13 protein-coding genes are annotated in these 18,622 nt (G+C 47.4%); all 13 read left to right on the top strand.

All coding sequences use genetic code 11. From position 1 onward, the window contains the following. Positions 1-29 precede the first annotated feature (29 nt). The 13 genes from AC060N_RS13320 to AC060N_RS13260 all read left to right on the top strand — a co-directional run bounded on the left by AC060N_RS13320 (position 30) and on the right by AC060N_RS13260 (position 17,777). Positions 30-728: a Bax inhibitor-1/YccA family protein gene (locus AC060N_RS13320; protein ID WP_479524233.1), complete on the top strand. Its 699-nt coding sequence runs from the start codon at positions 30-32 to the stop codon at positions 726-728. A 155-nt stretch (positions 729-883) separates the two neighbouring features. After that, positions 884-1,354: a hypothetical protein gene (locus AC060N_RS13315; RefSeq protein ID WP_479524232.1), complete on the top strand. Its 471-nt coding sequence runs from the start codon at positions 884-886 to the stop codon at positions 1,352-1,354. Between the two features lie 777 nt (positions 1,355-2,131). Continuing rightward, on the top strand, positions 2,132-3,112 hold the full coding sequence (locus tag AC060N_RS13310; RefSeq protein WP_479524231.1) for an NAD(P)-dependent alcohol dehydrogenase: 981 nt from the start codon (positions 2,132-2,134) through the stop codon (positions 3,110-3,112). Between the two features lie 59 nt (positions 3,113-3,171). Next, the gene (locus AC060N_RS13305; RefSeq protein WP_479524230.1) at positions 3,172-3,555 is read left to right on the top strand and encodes a nuclear transport factor 2 family protein; all 384 of its coding nucleotides are present in this window, start codon (positions 3,172-3,174) and stop codon (positions 3,553-3,555) included. Positions 3,556-4,166: 611 nt separating this feature from the next. Further along, positions 4,167-6,779 (top strand): glycoside hydrolase family 2 protein, encoded by a 2,613-nt coding sequence (locus tag AC060N_RS13300; RefSeq protein ID WP_479524229.1) that lies wholly within the window; start codon positions 4,167-4,169, stop codon positions 6,777-6,779. A gap of 49 nt (positions 6,780-6,828) precedes the next feature. Continuing rightward, positions 6,829-8,085, top strand: a complete 1,257-nt coding sequence (locus AC060N_RS13295) for an MFS transporter (RefSeq protein WP_479524228.1) — start codon at positions 6,829-6,831, stop codon at positions 8,083-8,085. A gap of 314 nt (positions 8,086-8,399) precedes the next feature. Further along, positions 8,400-11,201: a sugar-binding domain-containing protein gene (locus AC060N_RS13290; protein WP_479524227.1), complete on the top strand. Its 2,802-nt coding sequence runs from the start codon at positions 8,400-8,402 to the stop codon at positions 11,199-11,201. Positions 11,202-11,422: 221 nt separating this feature from the next. Next, positions 11,423-12,772, top strand: coding sequence for a sensor histidine kinase (locus AC060N_RS13285; RefSeq protein WP_479524226.1), 1,350 nt, complete (start codon positions 11,423-11,425; stop codon positions 12,770-12,772). Positions 12,773-13,324: 552 nt separating this feature from the next. Then, positions 13,325-14,287: a DUF898 family protein gene (locus AC060N_RS13280; RefSeq protein ID WP_479526996.1), complete on the top strand. Its 963-nt coding sequence runs from the start codon at positions 13,325-13,327 to the stop codon at positions 14,285-14,287. Between the two features lie 63 nt (positions 14,288-14,350). Beyond that, positions 14,351-15,199 carry a lysostaphin resistance A-like protein gene (locus tag AC060N_RS13275; RefSeq protein WP_479524225.1) on the top strand — a complete coding sequence of 283 codons (849 nt, stop codon included), beginning with the start codon at positions 14,351-14,353 and terminating at the stop codon, positions 15,197-15,199. 127 nt (positions 15,200-15,326) lie between these two features. Beyond that, positions 15,327-16,532, top strand: coding sequence for a TlpA family protein disulfide reductase (locus AC060N_RS13270; RefSeq protein WP_479524224.1), 1,206 nt, complete (start codon positions 15,327-15,329; stop codon positions 16,530-16,532). A 97-nt stretch (positions 16,533-16,629) separates the two neighbouring features. Further along, complete coding sequence (locus AC060N_RS13265) at positions 16,630-17,202, top strand: DUF3267 domain-containing protein (protein ID WP_479524223.1); 573 nt, start codon at positions 16,630-16,632, stop codon at positions 17,200-17,202. Between the two features lie 110 nt (positions 17,203-17,312). Beyond that, positions 17,313-17,777: a pyridoxamine 5'-phosphate oxidase family protein gene (locus AC060N_RS13260; RefSeq protein ID WP_479524222.1), complete on the top strand. Its 465-nt coding sequence runs from the start codon at positions 17,313-17,315 to the stop codon at positions 17,775-17,777. The last annotated feature ends 845 nt before the right edge of the window (positions 17,778-18,622 follow it).

The following is an 18,622-nucleotide window of genomic DNA, read 5'->3' as shown; positions in this document are numbered from 1 at the left end:
AAATGAATGATATTATCAAATAGAAAAAGATGGACAATTACATTGGAATTTCGAGGGAAGAGGCATTGGCCGAAACGCAGCGGTTCTTCGTGAAAGTATACAGCTGGATGTCGTTTGCCCTGCTGGTTACCGGGGCAGTCGCCATGTGGACAGCCATGCATGTGGATATCGTGCGGATGATTGTTCAGAACCAGATTCTGTTCTTCGGATTGATTATTGGCGAGTTCCTGATGGTTGGATACCTGGTGGGATGGATACAGAAGATGTCGGCGCAAACCGCCACGCTGGTGTTTGTGCTCTATTCCGTGTTAAACGGGCTGACCTTTTCGGTAATTTTCCTGTTATACACGGCCGGTTCTATCGCATCGACGTTCTTCATCACGGCCGGTACCTTCGCGGCGATGAGCGCGTACGGCTACTTCACCAAAAGCGATTTGACCCGCTGGGGCAGCCTGTTGTTCATGGGACTCATCGGGGTCATCATTGCCTCGGTGGTCAACATGTTTTTTCATAGTCCGGCCCTGTACTGGTTCACCACCTACGCCGGCGTGCTGATTTTCGTGGGGCTGACGGCTTACGATACCCAGAAGATAAAAAAGATGAACGTCATCGGGAACGAAGGAACCGAAGAGGACAAGAAGGAAGCCATCGTCGGGGCACTCATCCTGTACCTCGATTTCATCAACCTGTTCCTGCTTCTGCTGCGGTTGTTCGGACGAAGAAGATAAAGGATATTCAGATATTCGGTAAAAGGGTTAGGACATTTCCTGACCCTTTTTTTGTGTTGAAATTGAAGCGATTGGTTTCCAGTCTGCCCAAAATTTTTGTAACTATGTAAAACAAATACCGTAACGTTTAACAGACCAACAAAAACCCTTGCTTCATGAAGAGACAGATTGCTAACCATCTCCCCGTAACCTTGTTGATATTGGTGGGCTTGCTGTGGCTCAGTCTGCCGGGATGTCACACGAAGAAAGAGGCCGTGAACGCCTCGAAAGCCAACCAGGAAGAGACCGCCGCAAAGAGCAAAAGCAAAGCCGTGGAGGACTTCGACCAGTTCTACAACCGTTTCCACAACGACAGTGCTTTCCAGGTATCGCGCCTGAAGTTTCCCATCGGGGGAGCTGCCGTGGAAGTGGATGGTACCACCCCGTGGACGAAAAAGAACTGGCACATCATGAAAACGAAGATTTACGACATCGACACCACCCAATATAAGGTGACCTACCACAAAACACCCACGGAGTTTACGCAGCACGTCTGGATCCCCGACACCGGCTTCAGCTCTAAATGCCGCTTCGAACTAATCGGGAAGAAGTGGTACCTGGTGTACTGCCTGGATGAGAACTTATAGAGGTTACAGGTTTCAGGTTAAAAGTTTCAGGTTGCGCTCCGCGGTTCCTGTTGTTCGGCTTCGAAGGAGGAACTCTTTGTGGTGTGAAATACCTTTGTGGTAAAAAAACATGAACCACAATGTACACGAGGAAAGCACAAAGTGCTCAAAGACATTAATGAATGATGTAATTAACCTTGTAATATTCAATCCATGGTGTGGTGAACGGGATTAGTGCCCAGGCCTAAATTGATTGGAGGTGATGAATATGTATCCCTGCGGGAAATGTTGCGCCAACAATAGCAACGACAGAAATAGCTACCGCGAAGCGCAACCCGTAACCTGAAACTTCCCAAAATTCCACGCAGAGGCCGCAAAGATTTTCGCTGAGAACGCAAAGAGGATACCTCTCCTCGAACCCTGACAATCGTAACCACAGTAACGACAGGAACAATGTCGGTTACAGGAACCTTTGAGCGCAACCTAAAACCCATTTTCTGCACGGCCACGATGTATCGTGGCCCTACCTGCCTGCAGCCGGATGAACCAAAGGAGAACAACAGTAACTAAGTTTTAAAGTAAGAAGGCAAATGGCAAAAGGAAAAAGTCGCAAGTTGCGCAACCTGAAACATGTAACCTGAAATGTTTTTCGTCTCATGTCTTTCCTCTGGAGTCTTCTTTCTTAACACCTAACACTTAAAACTCTTCTAACAACAGAAATAACTATAACCGGCGAAGCCATCCATTTGCCAAAATTTCAGTAACTTATCGATTGCATTTTAACCAAAACCTGACTGCATGAAAGCAGCGATTCGAACGCAATATGGCTCCCCCGATGTACTGACCGTAGAGGAAATTCAGCAACCCGTTCCCCGGGAAAACGAACTATTGGTGAAAGTGTATGCGGCGACCGTTAACCGCACCGACTGTGGTATCCTGACGGGAAAGCCCGCCGTCATCCGGTTGTTCTCCGGTTTACTGGAACCCTCTGATGCAACGACGGGCACCGACTTTGCCGGACTAGTGGTCGCCGTGGGAAGTCAGGTAACGGCCTACAAAGCCGGCGACAAGATTTGGGGATTCAACGATGCCGGACTGCGTTCGCATGCGGGGTACATGGTGGTTCCGGAAAACGAAGCGATAGAAATCATCCCGGAAGGAATTACATATGAACAGGCTGCTGCCAGCATCGAAGGTGCGCACTATGCCTACAACTTCATCAAACGGGTGCCGTTGGGCGGTAACCGGAAGGTCTTGCTGAACGGTGCTACCGGTGCCATTGGCTCAGCTGCGTTGCAAATGCTGAAATACTACGGAGCCGAAGTGACGGCTGTTGGCAATACACCCAACCTCAATCTGCTCAAATCGATGGGTGCCGATCGGGTGATTGATTATACGGCAGAAGATTTTACGCAGGACCGCGAGCAGTACGATTTTGTTTTTGATGCGGTGGGGAAAAATACGTTCGGGAAGTGCAAGTCCATTCTGAAACCGGGTGGTGTGTACATCTCGTCGGAGTTGGGCCCTAATGCCGAGAATCCGTTCCTCGCCCTGTGGACACCCGTCACGCGCGGTAAGCAGGTTCGTTTTCCGTTACCAACCGACCGCAAAAGTAGCATTGGCTTCATCAAAAAGCTGTTGGAGGAGGGAAAGTTCCGGCCGGTCATCGATCGTCGTTATCCGCTGGAAGACATCGCCGAAGCTTACCGGTATGTACTCACCGGCCAGAAGACCGGAAACGTGATCATCATCTGCAACCAGGATGGAGAAAGAGCATGAGATAGAAAATCAAATTGAGGAGCTGATACAGAAGTACAACATCAAATAACATCAGAATTATGACGCAGGACGATTACCGGAAAATCATTGAGAACTATGTCGATGCCTACAATCACTTCGACGTCGACCGGATGCTGGTCGACATCGACGAAGAGGCTCGTTTCGAAAACATATCAGCAGGTGAAGTGACTTTGACGACAGAGGGGAAGGCTGCTTTGCGGGAACAGGCCCGGGAAGCCGCTGAAGTCTTCAGCGAAAGAGAGCAAGTCATTTCCAACTTTCAGTTCCATGGACAGGAGGTTGCAGTGGATGTGGATTTCAGTGCCACGCTGGCCATTGACTTTTCCGAAGAATTCAAAGCCGGCGACCGGATTGCCATGACAGGAAAATCAGTTTTCACCTTCCGGGATGATAAAATCATCGAACTGAAAGATATCAGTTAGCGGCAGGAGCTTCAATGGGCAGTCTCGGGTTAAAGAATGATGTGACGTAAGGGTATTTTCATCGTCAACTGTCTTTACACCGATATGCATTTCTAACTAAAGCGATCATTAACTTGTCCAGACCATGATGAAATTACTCTTTTGGTTAGGTTTTCTGCTGGCGATCCTGTTGACGCTGGTTCCCGTATTCGGCTAATCAATTAAACGCATATTAAAATTGCCCCGGAGGGGTATAATCTTAATAGCCCGGGATAGGGGTGTTCGCGGACAGAACGGTCGCGAGCCGGATTCGATTGAAACACAGATGCTGTTTCGACCGCAATGGTCGTACCGTTGATTGGAGCACAGCAATAGTAACCACAGTAACGACAGGAACAATGTCAGTTACAGCAATTTCTGAGCGCAACCTGAAACTTGAAACCCTCTAACCTGAAACCGTCTCAAGTCTGGTGTCTTGTTGAATACTTTTGAACACTTTTAGATTCTCCCGCAAAAATGAATACATTTAAGCGATTCGTTGAATGGGTACGCTCGCTTTTCCGGTAAGTTTGTGCTCTATATGTTGAAAATGAAATCGTTCATTGTAATCATAAACTAACATTCCAGACAACATGCAATTCCAAGGTAATCTGAAAACCATCATGAGTCTGTTGGTTCTCCTTTTGATGTCAGGTTGTGGCTACGTACAGGAGCAATCGGCCACGCTGAAACTCGATAAGAATTGGACCCTCCAGCCATACGGCGAATGGAGTGATGACGGCCAACTCATTAAGCCCGATGTGTATTCATCGAAAAACGAACTCACCTGCGATGTTCCCTCCACTGTTTTTGCCGCCATGGTGAAGGATGGGAAGTATAAAGATCCTTTCTTTTCCGACAATCTCGAAAAGGTGCCACGTAAGTGGTTCAACAATAAATGGCGGTATACCAAAACGTTCGATATTCCTAAGAACTTACTCGGAACATACTCCCGCCTCTGTTTCGGTGGCATCAACTACAGCGCCGACGTTTTCCTGAACGGGAAGCAAATCGCTTCGGCTGATACGCTGAAAGGTGCATTCCAGCGATTCGAAATCGATGTGACCGGGAAGCTGAAAAAGAAGGGGAACCGGTTGCAGGTCGATGTTTATCCGCCGCAGCCCGGCGATTTTACCGTCGGCTTTGTGGACTGGACTCCCAAGGTGCCGGACAAAAACATGGGACTCTGGCGTGGTGTAAAACTTCGGTTCAACGGACCGGTTTCGATAGAGCATCCGTTTGTAGAATCGAAGGTGAATACAACGAATGAACACGAAGCGGCATTGACCATCGAAACGCAGGTGGTCAACCACTCCGGAATGAAAGTGGAAGCCACGGTTGAGGCGCAGATAGGTGATGTTACAGTGAAAAAAGAGGTGGCTTTAAAACCATTTGAAAAAAGGATGGTGGTTTGGACGCCGAAGGAATATCCGGCGTTGAATTTCAAAAATGCCAAACTCTGGTGGCCGGTGACCATGGGCGATCCCAATCTTTACACACTGAACGTAAGCAGTAAGGTCCACAACCAAATATCCGACAAGCGTTCACAGGAGTTTGGTATTCGTGAGGTAACCAGCTACATCAACAAAGCGGGTTCAAGAGCCTATAAAATCAACGGACGTGACCTGCAGATACGCGGTGGCGGCTGGGCCGATGATTTGCTGTTGCGCGAAAACAAGGATAACCTGAAAGCGCAGGTCGAATATACCAAACTGATGAACCTGAACACCATCCGGCTGGAAGGTTTCTGGGGCGAAAGTGATGAGCTGTACAAACTTTGCGACGAAAATGGTATTCTCATCATGGTCGGCTGGAGCTGTGAGTGGGAGTGGGAAAACTATGTAGGCAAGAAATGTGATGAGTTTGGTGGTGTGCAAACACCCGAAGAGATAAAGCTCGTCAGCAACTCGCTGGATGACCAGGTGCTTTGGCTGCGCAATCATCCCAGCATCTTTGTCTGGGTACTGGGAAGCGATATGCTACCGCGTCCGGCGCTGGAGAAAACATATCTGAAGAACCTCGAAGTCTCCGATCCGACCCGCCCAACATTATCGGCCTGCTCGGTTCGCACGAGTGAGGTAACCGGCCCGACAGCCGTGAAAATGAATGGCCCGTACGATTACGTGTCGCCGAATTACTGGTACATCGATACCGTAAACGGAGGCGCTTTCGGATTCAATACGGAGACCGGTCCCGGTCCGCAGATTCCACCGATTGAGACATTGAAGAAAATGTTCCCGGCAGACAAGCTCTGGCCGGTGAATGAAATCTGGAATTACCACTGTGGCCGTGGCGAGTTCCATAATATCGATACGTATCTCAAAGCATTGAATCATCGGTATGGTGAAGCGAAGAACATTGACGACTTTGAGATGAAGGCCCAGTTGGCCAATTACGAAGCCATCCGGCCCATGTTCGAAGCCTTTGCGGTGAACAAAGCCAATGCAGGTGGCGTCATTCAGTGGATGCTGAATGCTCCCTGGCCGAAGCTCTACTGGCAGTTGTACGATTACTACCTCACACCCAACGGAGCTTTCTTCGGTACGCAGAACGCCCTGAAGCCGCTGAACATCATTTACAATTACGGCAACCACGGCATCTACATATCCAACGATTACCGGCATGGTTTCAAAGATCTAACGGCCGAAGTAAAGGTGCTGGATTTGCATTCAAATGTAGTTCTCAACAAGAAAGTTCCGTTCTCGGTAGATGAATACACGTCGAAAGAACTGTTGTCGTTGCCGGAAATGCGTGGTACTACGCCGGTTTACTTTGCCGATCTGCGCATCGTTTCCCCGGAAGGGAAGGAGATAGCCCATAGTTTTTACTGGCTGTCGCAGAAGAAAGATGTGCCCGATTTTAAGAATACAAAATGGTATGTCACCCCGATAAAAGAATATGCTGACTTCACGACCCTGACCGAGCTACCAAAGGTGAAGGTGGAGAAGACAGAGACTGTGGAGCAGCAGGGCGACCAAACCTGGGTGAAAGTAACGCTGAAGAATCCTTCGGACAAGCTGGCGTTCTTCATTGGCCTGAAAGCGAAAACCGATCAGTCACACAAAATGATATTGCCGGTTTTCTGGAATGATAACTATATTTCGCTCCTTCCGGGAGAAGAGCGGGAACTGACGGTGAAGATGAACACCAAAGACCTGAACGGCGAACAACCGGTAATTGAGATGAAAGGTTACAATACACTATAACAGATAGAATCGAAATTAATACAGTATTCTCAATAGACAAAAGATGCCTATGAAACGGAACTATTACATGGTGGCCCTGGTGTTCATCGTTTTCTTTGTGATTTCCTTTATTACCAACATTTTGGGTTCCATTAACCCCAATGTGTCCGATAGTTTTCACCTGAGTGGCGCGATGACCGGTTTGTTGCCTTTCTCTTTCTTCATCGCCTACGGTTTGATGTCTATCCCGTCAGGAATGCTGGTGGAGAAGTACAAAGAGAAAATCAGTATGAGTGGCGGATGGATTGTGGCTACCATCGGAGCATTCGTTTTTGCCCTGTTTCCCAGCTATCCCGTTTTTCTCGGTTCGCTGTTTTTCATCGGCGCGGCCATGGCCCTGATGCAGGTGGTCATTAACCCGCTGTTAAGGGTATCGGGCGGGGAGGAGCACTTCGCCTTCTATTCGGTGTTTGCACAGTTAGTCTTCGGCGGGGCATCGTTTCTGAGTCCGTATGTCTACTCGTACCTGGTGCTCAACCTCGACAAGAGCGGACCGCAATCGAACTGGTTCCTGCAGATTCTGGCTAAGATCACGCCGGAACATTTGCCATGGGTATCGCTCTACTGGGTGTTTGGTGTCATTACGCTGCTGATGATCGTGATCATTGTGGCTTCACGTTTCCCGAAGGTGGAACGGAAAGAAGATGAAACAACGGGAGCGTGGGCCATCCACAAAGAGTTGCTAAAAGACAAAACGGTTATTCTGTTCTTCTTCGGCATCTTTGCTTATGTGGGAACGGAACAGGGCATTGCCAACTGGATTTCGGAATTCCTGCGTACCTATCACGGTTTGCGCCCCGAAGTGGAAGGTGCGGCGGCCGTCGGCTGGTTCTGGGGAATGCTGACCATCGGGTGTTTATTGGGGATGCTGTTGCTGAAGTTTATCGACAGTAAACTGGTGCTGCGCATCTTTGTGATTGCAGCCATGATCATCCTGACAGTGACCTTGTTTGGTGGCGAACAGATGGCCATTTATGGTTTCCCGGCACTGGGTTTCACCCTTTCGGTGATGTGGTCGATAACCGTTTCGCTGGCGCTGAATAGTGTGGCGAAGTATCATGGCACCTTTTCAGGAATACTGATGAGTGGTATTGCCGGCGGGGCGTTGGTATCGTTACTGATTGGTGGGCTGAAAGACCTCATTGGCCTGCGACAGGGAATGTTCGTTCTTTACCTGACGCTTGGTTACCTGTTGTTCATCAGTATCTGGGCCAAACCATTAATCGCCAATAAAACCATTCAATTAAAGAAACAAGCAGCTGAATGATATGATGAGTTTGAGTACCTCCGCAAAAGACATGATACATTATCAAAACTAATTGTAAGTAGTCTCCGGAAATTTGCCTCCAAATCCCCTAAAAGGGCGGCTTAAAGTCCCCTTTAGGGTTCCGAGGTTTCGGAATAGGGGTAAAACGGAAAGGCTGATGACAATTTACAAGTCGAAAATTTTGTGCTGAGACTTTTCGTATACCCTTCTGATTTATCATCTTTTCCCTATATTTGGATGCATTTTGTAAAACTGACAGGAAGGTCTGCTGGTATCTGAATATCCGACTTCCGAACCAAAAAATCATCAATCCCATGAAAGGTCTCTTTAACGCATTCATCTTTGCTCTTTTTGTTAGCATTCTTTCTTCATGCTCCACGTCAACCAAAAACTACCGTTCAGACATCGATTTGTCAGGAACCTGGCAGTTCCGGCTGGATTCAGCTAACCGGGGAGTGGAAGGGAAGTGGTATGACACCGCGTTAAACGACTCTGTTCAACTTCCGGGTACGACCGATACCAACCACAAAGGATTTCTTAATACCGATTCCACTACGATGCATTTGAGCCGGGTATACCGTTACGAAGGGCCGGCCTGGTACCGGAAGACGGTCAATATTCCGGAGAACTGGAAGGAGAAGCACATCCGTTTTGTGATGGAACGGACTAAGCCTTCGAAGGTGTGGATTGATGATCAGTATGTTGGTAGTTCATTGCTGTTGGAATCGCCACAGAAGTTTGATGTGTCGACATTTCTTACTCCCGGGAAGCACACGATTACGGTGCGGGTCGATAATGATCGGAAGCTAACACCTTACGGGAATGTGCATGCCTATGCAGATGACACCCAGACCAACTGGAACGGCATCATCGGGAAGATTTACCTCGAAGCTTCCCCGAAAACGTATATTTCCAACCTGCAGGTTTATCCAGATATCAAGGATAAGAAGATCCAAGTGAAGATGGGCATCCATAACGGATTGAACTTGGATAAAGTAGATGTGGCTCTACAGGTAACTAAAACGCTCGATGGAAAGGAGACCCAACTGAAAACGGTACACTTTCAGGTGAACTGTGATTCGGTTATCAACCTGGAATACACGCTGGGCGATAAGATGGATTTATGGGACGAATATCATCAACCAATTTATCATCTCAACGCCATTATCAGCCATAACGATATCAAAGACAACAAGGAGGTTCCCTTCGGGATGCGGAAGTTTACGACCAAGGGAATGAAGTTTGCCATCAACGGTCGGATTACCTTCCTGAGGGGAAAACACGACGCCTGCGTTTTTCCGTTAACCGGATATCCGCCCATGGATGTGAAAGGCTGGATGCACGTGATGAAGATCGCCAAGTCGTATGGCATTAATCACTACCGCTTTCATACCTGGTCACCGCCGGAAGCAGCTTTCGAGGCAGCCGATCGGTTAGGAATCTACATGGAGCCGGAACTGCCTTTCTGGGGCGGTTTGGAATCGGATACGCTGGCCGATAAGCTGAAAGCAGAGGGTTTGGCTTTGCTGAAGAACTTCGCTAACCATCCTTCGTTTGTGATGCTGTCACCCGGAAACGAGCTTTGGGGCAATCTCGATAAAGTAGACAAGCTGATTGCTGACCTGAAGAAGGCTGACGGTCGTCCGTTATACACGCAAGGCTCGAATGATAACATTGGTTATTCGGGACCACTGCCCGTTGAGGATTTCCACGTAGCAGCCCGTACACCTTACGCGCACGACACGACCCTGACGCATGTGCGACTCACACAGGCTTTTGTCGATTCCCGCGACGGCGGAATCCTGAATACCGAAAAGCCGTCGACGATGGTGAACTTCGATTATCCGGTGTCGCAGATAAAGATTCCGTTGATTAGCCATGAAGTGGGGCAATACCAGATTTATCCCAACTACAGTGAGATTAAGAAATACACGGGCATTTTGAAACCCCGCAACCTGGAAGTTTTCCGAAACCGGTTAAAGAAAGCCGGCATGTTGGATCAGGATAGTCTGTTTGCAATGGCTTCCGGTGCCTGGTCGGCGTTGTGTTATCGCGATGAAATTGAAGCGGCATTGCGAACCAAAGGACTGGCCGGTTTCCAGTTGCTCGATTTGCAGGATTATCCCGGACAGGGAACGGCTTTGGTGGGCATTCTGGATGCCTTCATGGACAGCAAGCACGTAGTTGACCGCAACGAGTGGCGGAACTTCTGCAACGATGTGGTTCCGTTGTTGGAGTTTAAAAAGTATGGCTGGACGGTTAACGAAACGTTCACGGCTGGCGTGGAAGTGGCCAACTATTCGAACCGGGATTTGAAGCAACCACTGAAATGGACGGTTTCAGATCAACAAGGGAAAGTCATCAAATCGGGAAGCTTCGGGCAGCCTACCATTTCCATGGGAGGAGTCGACAGCGTTGGAGAGATTCGTATTCCGCTTTCGAAGATAGCCGTGCCTCAGAAATTAACCATTGCCTTGAGCATCGAAGGAACCGATTACCGGAACAACTATCCGGTATGGGTGTATCCGGAACCGGAAAAGGTACAACCGGAAGCTGATATTTATGTGACCGCAAAGCTAAACAACGAACTGTTCGATAAACTCAACAAGGGGGAAAAAGTATTGCTCTTCCCTTCAAAAGAGGCAGTAAAGAAAAACAGCGTGGATGGTTTATTCCCACCTGATTTCTGGAACTACGAAATGTTTAAGCAGATCAGCGAAGGAAATCATAAACCGGTTTCTCCGGGTACCCTGGGGATATTGACCAATCCGGACCATCCGCTGTTCAACCATTTCCCGACGGAGTTTCATACCGATTGGCAATGGTTTTCCATCATTAAGCACAGTCATCCGTTGAACCTGAATCAAACGGCTAAAGACTACCGTCCTATTGTTCAGGTCATCGACAACCTGCAGCGTAGCGACAAGTTTGGATTGATATTCGAGTACAAAGTCGGAAAAGGAAAATTACTGGTTTGCATGTCAAGGTTAGATGAGCTTTCCGATGACCCGGCAGCGGCACAACTCTACCGTTCGATTTTGGATTATATGGAGTCGGATTCGTTTCATCCGGCCAATGGAATCGATGAGGAGCACCTTCGGCAGTTGATAAAATAGTTGCCATCGTTGTGCCGTCAGTTGGTTATCAAGTTTTTTTTAGAAAGATTTTAAATGCAGCTGAGATGTCGCTGACTAACAGAATTCAAAACGGCCCTGTTGACCTTCATCAAATCTGGTTTGGTCTTTCCGATTGTTCCTGCTTATCTTAAAATTACCTAAAGAGAGCGGAACAAAGCATTTTCGTGACTAAATTGCGAGACTGTTATGTAAAGATGGAAATGGAACCGTTCAGCCTCAAAATAATTGTTGTCATTGCAGCCGGAATTAGTCTGATCATGGGCTTTTACATGTGGCTCATTCACCGGAATACAGTAAGGGTGAAAGGGCCGATGTGTTGGGCTGCAGGAAACCTGCTGATGGGGATCGGATTCCTTTTCAGGATAATGCCTCCGATGCAAGGCTTTTTATCTGGGGTAGCATCGATGTTGTCCATTACTGTTGGGCTGTTTATTTATCTGTCCGGCATCTGGCTTTTTAAAGAGAAAAAGATCAACTGGTGGATATTGATCGGAATTCCTGCCCTGGATATCGTACAGTCCCTGGTATTTTTTTTCGTGTTTCCACTCAACCTTGTCCGGATTGGGATACACCTGCTAATTCTGATGATCTACAGCGTAATTGCCATCTATGAGATGTTGCAATTGGACGAAAACAAGCGGTACCTTCGGAATCCTTTCCGGCTCAATGCCATTTCTTTTGCGGCTTTTCTGCTGTTGCTACTGGCGGGTATTGGCATTGTGTTAAGCCGGTCATCTTATAGCACGACAGAGATTCAAAATATTTGGATCATTTCGTTTGGAATCTCGGGGGGAATCATGACCGCGCTAACCTTTGGGTTCCTTTCGGCAGTAAACATGCAATTGTACACGGAGCTGGAAGGACAGCTGAAATCGAAAAACAAATTCTTCTCCATTATCGCACATGATTTACGAGGTCCGGTCGGTACCATCATGAACTTCCTGAACCTGATGAATACCGAAGAGGACCTGAAAGAGGAAGAGAAACTCATTTTTCTGGAAAAGATGGAAGTGTTGAGCCTGTCGACTTATCACCTTTTGCAGAATTTGCTGGACTGGGCCAACACGTCCCAAAACCTGGCAATTTATGAAGAGGAACTGATTGAATTGAATCAGTTAGTCGCTTCCAACATCGAATTCTTCGAAGGTATGACCCGGATCAAGTCCATTGGACTGGAACTTCAAAGCGGAGAGGAAGCATATATCAGTGGCAACACGAAGATGATCGAAACGGTAATTCGCAACCTGGTTTCCAATGCCATAAAATTTACCCCGAAAGGCGGGCACATTTCCATCTCGACAGAAAACAGGATGGATGGCGTTCGTTTGGTTGTGGAAGACACGGGTATTGGGATAAAACCTGACAGGTTACACCGTATTTTTGAACTGGAGAACAGCCGGTCGAACAAGGGAACGGAAGGCGAAAGTGGGTCCGGACTGGGCCTGGCGTTGTGCCGGGAGTTCGTCCGGAAGAACAACGGAACCATTCATGTCGAAAGTACCGTCGATGTCGGAACCCGCGTAGTCGTCGATTTCCCCTCGCCGGTGTAACCAAGGTGAGAGGGGGAGAAATGGAGAGTGGGAGAATCATCTACAGATGGACCGAGATGAAATTGACAGATAACCACAGATATAGAACAGTCAAAGGGGAATTGGAGAACCATTGTCAACCTCTGTGCCTCCTTTGTATTCATTGTGGTTTACATTTTTACCACAAAGGACGTTAAGGTTTACACAACGGTCTTCTTTCAACCACATTAACCACAGTAACCTCGAAGCCAAACCTGAAACCTGTAACCTTTCTAACGATAGTAACAACAAAAACCCTCTTCATCTTTCCTCTGGCATCTAATGTCTGGTGTCTCCTTCTAATTTATATCCATTCTCAATAGTTCGATTTTAATGGTGAACGTTCAATTTTCTGTGATGAACGTATCAAATTTTCTGATGAACGGAAATACTGCTAATTGGTATGACCGATTTACCGGGCCTGATGAACAATAAGGTTAGCACCTTTTTACTAATTTGGGAAGCCGATAGCCAATTTCGCAGAAGAAAAGACAGATTGCTTAGCTATCAATTAGACAGACAGAATAACCAACAATCAATATATATCGCAAAATTAATTTTATGAAGAACTATTTCGATTTTACCTTAACGGGAAAGAAGTTTCTGCCGGTGTGGTTATTGTACTATCTGGTTACTATCATTCCGATGGGCGTTTATTACTATGAGAAATATGCACCTGGCATCAATCGGATTCAAGAACCTTATCTTGGACTGATATTGTGGTTCTCGGTAATTACCGGTTTGCTCACCTATTATCTCATCGCCCGGATCACCATCGAGCATGTTCAGTATGGCGAAACCGGTCTTCGCTTTGATGGAAGATTCTGGACATTTTTTGGAAAGGTATTGCTGGGAATATTTCTATCGGTCATCACCCTTGGAGTCTATGCCGCATGGTTTGCCCGCGATATCAATCGCTTTTTTATCGATAACAGTTCGTACAGCGGACACGAATTCAGGTTCAAGGGAAGCGGGAGTACACTATTTGTCATCGTTCTTCTGGTGATTTTCATCCCGATTTTGGCAGTTTCATTAATTGCCGTGGCTTTTTTATCCGTCAAAAGTGGATCATCAGCCTTTGCATTTTTCCCACTCTTGTTCGTTTTCATTTTGGCCATTCCATATTACTATCTGTATTATAACTGGTTGATAAACATTAATTATAAAGATTACCATATTCAGTGGAGTACGAAATGGCAGCATGCCATTGGCAAGATTGCCCTGGAGGCATTCCTGTCGGTAATAACGCTGGGAATCTATTTGCCGATGGCTTTCCTGCGGTTATACACTTATTTTTCTGCACGGACCACCGCTCAAAAGGAAGACGGAGCCTATGTGTTCGGATACGATATCGAGCCGGGTGCTGATTTCCTGTTCATCTGGGGACAGTGGTTGTTAACTATCGTTACCCTGGGATTCTATCGCCCCTGGGCCTATGCAAGAATTCGGAAACGTATCCTCTGTAAAACCTATGTGACGGCCGTGAACGAACATTAAAACACTGTAGAGACGTTGCATGCAACGTCTCTACAACCTAACCAACAAAAATGATTGAAGACCATGTTTAAAGAAAGCCCCCAACCCGAAGCCCCCAAATCCTTTTATCCCAATGTCGGACAGTCTTTTCTGTTGCTGCTCCGTTTGTTTCTGATCACCATTCCACTATCCATCCCTTATTTAGTTGTGGTGATTTTGAACAGGGAGTATGTGTTGCCTTATGGCCAGCTTCTTGCTTCATTTGCCTTGTTGCTCTCGTATGGTCTGTCATTTTTCATCGTGGCCCGGTTGGGAATAAAACGCATCCGGAAGTTTGACAAACCTGAATACCGGTTGAAATTCAACATGGAACCTTACCAGGTCTTGTTGGTCGTAGGCTTGATGACAGTCGCTGCCTCCACACTTATTTCAGCGGTAACAGATTTGCTTCCTGCCTCCGATTGGTTTAATGATTATATGTCTCAGTTGGCTCAGCCCAATGTATTTGCTTTTCTGACGGTGGTAGTCGCTGCACCTGTATTGGAGGAGATTCTCTTCCGGGGAGTGATTTTGGAAGGCTTGCTGAAAAACTATTCGCCAGCCAAAGCCATCATCTGGTCAGCTGTTATCTTTGGTGTGGCGCATATGAATATGTGGCAGACCACCAGTGCTATTTTAGCCGGATTATTGCTCGGTTGGATATATTGGAAATCAAAATCCATCATCCCGGGGATCGTCATTCACTTCGTCAACAACCTGATAGGTTATATTGCCATGATGAATACAGCTGACGCGAATGAATCCCTTAGCGACAGTATCGGTGATAAACTAATGTACGGTATCGTGTTATTGATAGCGGTGGGAATTCTCATCCTCACCTGGCGCTGGCTGAACAAACGCTGGAGCAGTCCACAGGCAGAACCGGCCCTGTAGAGACGCAATGCTTTGCATCTCTATCCAACGCATTGATATGAGACGTTGCATGCAACGTCTCTATGACAAACCCACAGATAAACGTATCTTAGCGGACATCAAAGCATTGTTGTAAAGAAACGGATACATGAAGTGGAACAGACGGACGGTTACGACAGGATTGATTTTGCTGACGGGGAGCTGGTTACTGGCCGGTTGCCAGGAAAAACCGGCTGATATTCTTGGGCAAACGGAAGACCGGATGAACCGGATGCAATCGGTGGGGTACGAAACCACCATTCATACGTTTCAGCGGGAAATGGGAACCGACAAGCTCGATTCGGCGCTCTGTTATTTCGATTTCACCAGCTCCGACTCCATCCTGGGCGCGCGGTACCGGTTCATGACCAGCAGTGGCGAACAGGTGTTCAACGGGCATCAGTTCTTTCAAAGCAATCCGTTCGACAAAACCGTCATCTATTCCAATCACCAGTTCGCTTTCGATGTGAACAGCTCCACCTACCTTATCAACTCGGTGTATGTGCTGCGGAAGCTGCTGCCGGAAATGATCGACAACCCCGATATCACCATTACCCGGCAAAAGGACCGGACCATCCGGAAGCAGGACTGCTGGGTGATGTCCATCGACATGAAGAATCTGTGGATCGATCCGAATGCCAACCATCAATTGAAACGCGTACCGGGAAAGACCTATCATTATGTGTTGGCTGTCTCGAAAAAAGCGGGACTTCCCGTTCAGTTCCGGTGGAACTACCCCGACAACAAAGGGTATTGGGAATCGACCTTTCGTTACCTGGGGATCGATCAGGGAATGGAGAAATCGGCCTGGAATTACGACCGTTTTCCGAAGTCCTATCTGCGCATGTCGAAGCAGGAGTACTTCGCTTCGTTGAAAAACAGGGCGCAGGTCAAAACCGGGCAGGTAGCACCTCTATGGGAGCTTCCGGCTTTGAAGGGAGGTTTTGTCAATCTGAAGAAACTGAAAGGGAAGCCGGTGTTGCTTGAGTTCTGGTTTCCGTACTGCGAGGGCGATGACGAAGCCACCGCTTTTCTGAACAAACTGCATGAATTGGACGGACAAAACGAGCTGGCTATCTACGGTATCGAAATGACCGGCAAGGAAGCATCTAATCTCAAGAACTACATAGGAAAACAGAAGCGGCTTTATCCGACGCTTTACCAGGGAAGAAGCGTGGCTACCGAATATGGTGTTGATGTGGCCCCCGCCTTTTTCCTGATAGACGGAACCGGAAAAATCGTATACGTCAGCACTGGCCTGAACAAAGCTGCCTTGGCCCAAGCCCTTAAAACCACTCTCGAAAGACGCCCGTAGAGACGCGATGCTTCGCGTCTTCTATCATGCGATCAATCACTTTGTTAATGAATGAATCTTTATTTTTATTTAATAAAACTAATAACCAACCAGACAGATGAGATTTATTTTCAACCGGTTTCCTGATGACCCTAATTTTCATCCGGATGAAAAATGGACCGGGTTAAAAGAACCAACGGATTTGTGGACGACCCAGTTAAAGGCTATTCCTTTTATGATTTTCAATGGTGCATTAATTATTGTATTGATGGGAATGCTGGGGATTCATTTTGAGTTGAATATGACCACGATGCTTATCTCCTTCTTAATATTTGCTCCTATACACGAATTAATACATGCGCTTTTTTTCCCTGAAAGATTAGCGTCTCCCAATGTTTGGCTGGGATTTATCTTCAAAGGCTTTGCGCCTTTTGCTGCCTATTTGGGAGAGATGAAAAGGAATACATTCATTCGGGTTTTGCTGGCACCTTTCGTTATCATATCTGTAGTAGGCTTACTTTTCCTATTCATTTTCGGAAGTAATGGTCTGGTCGAACATATCCTGGTGTTTAATGCAGCAGGAGCATGTGCCGACATGCTAGGGGTCTATTATGTTCTAACACAAGTGCCCCGAGACGCCTATGTACGTAATAAAAAAATCAGGACCTTTTGGCGAATAGCGAATCCGTGATTTACACCGCACATCCGTAGAGACGTTGCATGCAACGTCTCTACTACACCAACCACAGATTCGCTATATTTACCAGCAAACCTTATCATCAACCCGGTAAAAACATGCACATGAATCGTCCCATGCGAAAACAGGAGCGCCGCCTGAACGATGAAGATACCCTGGAAATCCTGCGTAAAGGAGAGTACGGCGTTCTGTCGATGAGCACACCCGAAAACGAAGGATATGGTGTTCCATTGAGTTACGCTTACGTCGGTGATGCCATCTACTTTCATTGTGCTACCGAAGGGGCTAAACTTGATTTCCTGCGGGCTCATCCTCATGCTTCTTTTTGTGTGGTCGGGAAAACGGAAATCCTGCCGGCGAAGTTCAGCACCCGTTTCGAGAGTGCCATTGCCGCCGGAACCATCACCGAGGCGGCAGGCGATGATAAACGCAAAGGCCTTCTGCTATTGGTAGAGAAGTATTCTCCCGATTATCTCAAAGAGGGCAAAGCATACATCGACCGGGCATTCGATACCGTCATCGTTCTGAAAATGACGATTGAATCCCTGACTGGGAAGGCGAGGAAATAGAGAAATACGAATTACGCCAATTAGAGCTAATTACGCTAATTCAGCTTCGAGGTTGCTCCAGAGGAAGGTCTGGAGGACCGTAAGTCCATAGCTTGGGGGAAGGAAGAGCGGCAATAGTCGCGATGACGCCGCCCCAAGGTTGAATTCAGTACATTAAAAAGAGGCGCATGTTTCGAAAAAAATTGAAACACAAATGTTCTTGCGCCGCATATGTTAACGTTGAACAGAAACACCGGTATTTCAGGATTGACACGCGGCCACGATGTATCGTGGCCCTACCAGGCCGGCAGTAAACGGAACGGCAGGACAGCCGGACATTCATCGATGTCTTTGTGAACATTGTGCTTTCTTTGTGCACATTGTGGTTAAACTTTTTACCACGAAGGACGCGAGGTTTTATACACAACGGACGCCAAGATGGTGGTCCACAGATGAACACAGAACAAAATTGAAAAATGAGTCCCGAACCATCAGGAGAAATCCCGGATGAAACGTTTATAGCCCCGTCCCGATGCTTTTGGATTAACCCGGGGTATGGAGATGCCTGCGGGATAGCGCTCGCGTTGATTGAAATGAAAATATTTGGGCTAAAGCCCGTGAGTTCGCGACCTCTAATCCCCGAGCTAAAGCTACGGGGCAATTGTAACCGCCGAAACAACAGAGACATTGCTAACGATAGAAACCTGACACCGTTGCCCGCAACTTCTCGGTATCTGACCCCGGAGCGGGTCAAATATTGGTAGCCCCGGGTTTCAACCCGGGGTAGGAAAATGCGTGTGGGATAGCGCTCGCGAGATGAAATTGATTGAAATGGAATAGTTGTTTCGAGCGCAATGGTGATGTTG

The sequence above is a fragment of the Prolixibacter sp. DSM 2831 genome, from assembly GCF_056493735.1.
The sequence above is the reverse complement of the archived record's forward strand: the minus strand, read 5'-3'. Positions and strand labels throughout refer to the sequence as shown.